General features: G+C 63.3%; 3 protein-coding genes. 1 reads left to right on the top strand and 2 read right to left on the bottom strand.

Features of this window, described 5'->3' with window-relative positions:
* Positions 1-288: 288 nt before the first annotated feature.
* Entirely contained in the window at positions 289-2,763 is a 2,475-nt protein-coding gene (locus BMY68_RS24385; RefSeq protein WP_085533884.1) for a TonB-dependent siderophore receptor, read from the bottom strand.
* 95 nt (positions 2,764-2,858) lie between these two features.
* A complete protein-coding gene (locus BMY68_RS24380; protein ID WP_085533886.1) occupies positions 2,859-4,511 on the bottom strand; it encodes a cyclic peptide export ABC transporter in 1,653 nt (550 codons plus the stop codon).
* 186 nt (positions 4,512-4,697) lie between these two features.
* Here BMY68_RS24380 and BMY68_RS24375 point away from each other — a divergent pair, with 186 nt between their 5' ends.
* Positions 4,698-5,561 (top strand): formyltransferase family protein, encoded by an 864-nt coding sequence (locus tag BMY68_RS24375; protein ID WP_085533888.1) that lies wholly within the window; start codon positions 4,698-4,700, stop codon positions 5,559-5,561.
* Positions 5,562-5,604: the final 43 nt, after the last annotated feature.

Raw genomic sequence — 5,604 nt, 5'->3', positions numbered from 1 at the left:
GTGCCACGCCAAAGGCCCGGATCAGCGATGATCCGGGCCTTTTTCATTGAGTTCTGCTGAGTTTGCGGCAGCCCCGCGGGTGCAGATGACTTCCGGCACCCGGGGTGGGCTCGGCGATAGGCGCACAGGCATTCGGCGGCCGCTGCAACAACGGATGAGGTGTGGCTCGGTCGAGCTGGAAGGGGAGCGAGGCGGGGAGGGAAGCCCAGGATGAGCGCGGTCATCCTGGGGGGAGCCCTGGGTCAGCCGCTGGGCCGGGCAGGGCGGGCAGCGGGGTTCAAGCGGGGCTCAAAGCGACCAGCGTACCGTCACCATGGCATTGCGCGGATCGCCATACTGGTTGATGCCATAGACCGTGTTGGTGCCGATGCTCTGATAGTACTTCTTGTCGAAAACGTTATTGATGTTCAGGCGGATATCGACATGCTCCGAGGCTTTGTAGCTGGTCATCAGGTCGACCAGGGTGTAGGCCTCTTGTTCGATGCGGAATTTGCTCGTCGTGTCATAGAAGTTGGTGCCCTGGTTGTAGATGGTGTTCTGCCGATACACGCCGCCACCGATGGTCCAGCGATTGAGATCGCCGGGCAGCTGGTAGGTGGTGAAGGCCTTGAACACATGGCGCGGGATATCGGTGTCGTACAGGCGACCCTTGTTGTCCGGGTTGGAGTCCTTGGTGTATTTGACTGAGGCGTAGGTGTAGCCGGCCCCCAGTTCCCAGCCCGGGGCCAGGGATCCGTTGATTTCCAGCTCGATACCTTGGCTGCGGACTTCGCCGGCGGCTTCATAGCAGGTGGTGCCTGCCGGGGTGCACTGGTTGGGGCTCACTTCCTTGGCGCGGTTTTCCTGGTCGATGCGGAAGATCGCCGCGCTGGCATTCAGGCTGCCGTCGAAGTACTCGCCCTTGATACCCAGTTCGTAGTTCTTGCCTTCGATGGGCTTGAGGGCGTTGTTGGAGGTGTCGAGTTCGGTCTGCGGCTTGAAGATGTCGGTGTAGCTGACATAGACCGAGTGATGTTCGTCCAGGTCATAGATCGCCCCGGCGTAGCGGGTCAGGTGCCGCGTTACCTTGTTGGGCAGGCTGGAGGCGGAAGGCTTGCCGTTCCAGGTGGTGGTGACGTCGTATTTGTACCAGTCCAGGCGGCCGCCGAGGATCAGCTTGAGGTCGTCGGTGAGGTTCAGGCGCGTGGTGACATAGGTGCCTTCCAGCTCGCTGGTGCGGTGCTGCGTCCAGGGGTTGGCGCTCATGTCCGGCTTGGGAATGCCGCTGGGGTTGTTCAGGTCGGTATGGGTCTCCAGGTCGATGGGCAAGCCCTTGCCGTTGAACGTCAGTTCGCGCTTGCTGGCGCCCACCACCAGTTCATGGGTACGGCCGAACAGCGAGAACGGCCCGGTGACATAACCGTCGTAGCTGCTTTGCTTGTCCTTGTAGTCGTACCGGCCGATGTTCTGGCCGAACTCATCGTAGTCGGGGCCCATGCGCTCCGGGATGGAGCCGAGCATGCTCAGGTCGGACCAGCTCCTGCTGGCGGCCAGGAGCATTTTCCAGTTGTTGGCGAAGCGGTACTCCAGGCGGGTGAACGCCGTGGTGTTGTCCTGGTCCCAGTATTCCCAGTCGCTGCCCAGGTAAGTGGAGCGCTTGAGGTGCAGGTCGCTGCCGTCCTTGGCCACGGGCAGGCCGCCCCAGGCAGTATTGTTATTGGCGTTCTGGTTGGAGATGCCGAAGGTGAAGGTGGTGTCTTCGTTCAGGTCGGCCTCGGTGATGCCATAGAACACCGAGCGCTCGGAGCTGGTGAAATCCTGGAAGCTGTCCTTGGTCTGGTAGGCGGTGACTATCCGGCCACGCAGGGTGCCACTGTCGTTCAAGGCATTGGAGGCGTCGAATTCGGTGCGGTAGTTGTCCCAGCTGCCGGCGCTGCCGGTGACGGTGACCCGCGGGGTGGCGGTCGGGCGCTTGCGCACCATGTTGACCGCCGCCGAAGGGCTGCCGGCCCCCTGCATCATGCCGGTGGCGCCACGCACCACTTCCACCCGGTCGAAGATCGCCATGTCGGGGGTGGAGTTCATATCCCGGCTGAGGTAGTGGCTCAGGTCATTGGGCAAGCCATCGGTCATCAGGTTTTCGATGGTAAAGCCGCGGGAGTAGAAGGTCGGCCGCTGCGGACCGTCCTTGGTCACGGAAATCCCCGGGGTGCTCTTGAGCACGTCCTCCAGGGTTTTCATGTTCTGGTCATCCATGCGCTGGCGGGTGATGACCGTGACCGATTGCGGTGTTTCCCGGGCCGTCAGGGCCAGCTTGCTGGCGGTCTGCATGGCCCCGGTGGTGTAGGAGCCGGTGTCCTCGGTGGTCATGCCCAGGCCCTGGGCGGTGATGGTGCTGGCCCCCAGTTCCAGCGAGCCTGTGGAAGCACGGTTGAGAATGGTCACCGAGTTGCCCTTGAGGGAATAGGCGACCCCCGTGCCATTGAGCAGCACCGCGATGGCCCGCTCCGCCGAATAGCTGCCGGTCAGCGCGTTGCTGCGCTTGCCTTGCACATCGTCAGGGCTGTACAGCACTTGCAGGTTGGCCTGGCGTCCGAACTCCTGCAGGGCCGACGCCATGGATTGCGATGCGATGTTGAAATGGACTTCCTGGGCCTGGACCTGCGCCATCAAGGGCAGGGTCAGGGCCAGGCCCAGGGTGCGCGAAGCCATTCTCGGCGAGAACGCCTGGCAAAGGAGGGCTTTGGCCAGAGGAGTCAGTCGATGTTGTGCGGGCATGCTCATGTGCTCTTAGAAGTCCGGCAGATGTAATGATTGTTAATGCTAGTAATTCTCAGTTCTGTCTGTATGACGCACCAGTGGCCATAAACCGGAAACAATCACGCCGGTTGCAGATCAGTCATGACTTTGCCGGCCTTCATGCGCACCAGTTGGTCGGCGATATCGAAGTAACGATCGTCGTGGCTGATGACGATGATGGTCTTGCCCAGGCGCTTGAGGTCCGGCAGCAGCTCGGTGTAGAAAATCCGCCGGAAGGCCGGGTCCTGGTCCGCCGCCCATTCGTCGAACACCAGCACCGGGCGCCCTTCGAGCCAGGCATTGACCAGGGCCAGGCGCTTGCGCTGGCCGGTGGAGAGGTCGGTGGTGGTGAAGGCGCCATCCTTGACGCTGACCTTGTGCGCGATCTCCAGGCGGTCCAGGTACTGGCTGGCGCTGTCCAGCGACTGCTGGCCGCCGCCCTGGACCAGGTCGTCGAACAGGTAGTAGTCGGCGAACACGGTGGTGAACAGCTGGCGGTAGTCGTCCCGGGCCAGGTCGGTCACGGCCTCGCCGTTCAGGCGTATTTCCCCGGCCTGGGGCTGGTACAGCCCCAGCAGCAGCTTGATCAGGGTGGTCTTGCCACAGCCGTTCTCGCCGACGATGAACACGATGTCGCCCTGCTTGATGTCCAGGTCGATCGGCCCCAGGTGGAACGGCTCGCTGCCTTCCACCGCGGGCGGGCTGTAGCTCACGCCACGCAGTTCGAGGCTGTGCACCACGGGTTTCGGCGCCTCGGTAGCGTCCAGCAGCAGGTGGGGTTCGGGGGAAGAGAAACGCTCGGACAGCTCGCTGATGCGGCCGAAGGCGATCTTCGCCTTGCCCACCACCGGCAGGTAGGACACCAGGTTTTCCAGCGGGCCCTTCATGTACAGCAGCACCAGCACGAAGCCGGTGATCACGGTCGGGTCCGGGTTAGGGTTGTAGGCCTGCATGGCCAGGGCCAGGCCGATGACCACGAAGAACAGCATCGAGCCGAAGGTCTTGGCCAGGATATAGATGTTCACCGAACGCACCTGGATCGAGGCGATGCGGTCCGCGGTCTCCTGGATGCGGTGGGTGTTCATCCGGTAGCGGCGCGGGCGGTGCATGCGCAGTTCCTTGGCGCCGGAGGCAATGGCGTTGTAGTAGCGCTGCAGTTCGTCTTCCTGGTCGCGGGCCAGGTCGAAGCCGCGGATCCCCTTGCCGCCGGCCACGTACTGCACGCTGATGCCGATGATGATGGCGACCACCATCATCAGGAACATCGGCACCGACAGGTACGCCAGGTAGCCCAGGCAGCCCAGGGTGACGGTGGCGGCGATGGCCAGCGGGGTGAAGGCGAAGGAGAAGTCGCTGATGGTGTCGACGTCGTGGGTCAGCACCGGGATCAGGCGGTGGGAGCGGTAGCGTTCGATCTGGGTGATGGGCGCCGAGAGCACTTTTTCCCCCAGGTCCTTGCGCAGGGCGGCGATGATCCGCTGGCCCACATAGTTGGTGCCGATATCCGAGACGATCGAGCTGGTCAGTGCCAGCAGGCACAGGGCGGCGAAGGTCAGTACCACGCCCTGGGTCATGCCGGTCGCCGAGTGCAGGGCGTTGTTGATAGTGGCCAGCAGCAAGGTGATGGCCAGGCCGCCTACCATGCCCAGGGCCACGGAAATCACCACAGTGGTACGAAAGGGTCTGAGCAGGGCGAGCAGTCCGTGAAAGGCTCCGCGCTTGGGGTCGGTCATAAGGGGTTCCCGGCAGTGAATGAAGGGTCGAGGCACAAAGACCCGTACTCATGACAGACGAACCGTTGGCGGGAGTATTTAGCGCGGCCGCGGGCGTGGATAAATTGCCCGGCGCCTGATTCGTTCTTGTTTTGCAGGTGCACGCGTAACGACGTCGTGCCAGGCCCATTCAGCGAGAGCGAGCAAATGACGAAAAAGAATCTGGTGTATGTCTGGTCCCTGAGGAACGCGGCGGCCGACAAGGCCGGGCAGCCGGTGGCCTACAAGGATCACGAGCGCTACATGAAGTCGGTGCTGGAGTTCCTGGTGGAGACGCTGAACCAGACGCCCCTGGGCGACGCTTATAACCTGGTCGGGGTGGTGTATGACGACGACGAGCAATCGCCACGGGACCGGCAACTGGTGAGCGACTACGGCTTCGCCTATCAGCCCGGCCGGCAATGGCTGTACCCGGCGGACCTGCGCGTGCAGGGGCGCCTGGTCAATGACCTGCTGCTCAGCGTGCCATCCACCTATCGCCGCCATCCGCGCGGTTCGGCCGAGCACATCGCCGGCAAGCAGGATTTCGAGCGTCGCCTGCACGACACCCTGGTGGAACTGAAAGCCGACATCGTGGTGCTCGACGGCCTGCTGGTGATCCTCGACGAGCTGGTGCGTCCGGGCGCGCCTTTCGCGCGGCGGATCATGAACATCCATCCGGGCATCACCCGCCTCGAATCGCCTTACGAGCGCCGCGGTGCCTATGCCACCTGGAATGCGCTGTACGGTGCCCGGGGGCAGAAGGTGGTGGACTGGACCACCCGGGAAACCGAGCCGGTCGAGCCGCTGTACATGACCGGTGCTTCGTTCCACTACGTGGACAACGGCATCGATTCCGGCGAGGTGTTCCACGACGTGCTCAACACCGAGATCGCGCCCGAGGACACCATCCTCGAACTGCGCTGGAACAACTTCAACAACAGCCTGTTCCCGGCCTTGCAGGAAGGCCTGGTGCTGCTGGCCGAGACGCTGCGCGAGCAGCCGGTTGGCGAATCCCGCGCCGGCGCCTGAGGCTCGCGGCGGTCAAGCGCGGCATCGCGCTTGACCGCCGTCG

Source organism: Pseudomonas sp. NFACC41-3, assembly GCF_900109505.1.
GTDB classification, from domain to species: domain Bacteria; phylum Pseudomonadota; class Gammaproteobacteria; order Pseudomonadales; family Pseudomonadaceae; genus Aquipseudomonas; species Aquipseudomonas chlororaphis.
The sequence above is the reverse complement of the archived record's forward strand: the minus strand, read 5'-3'. Positions and strand labels throughout refer to the sequence as shown.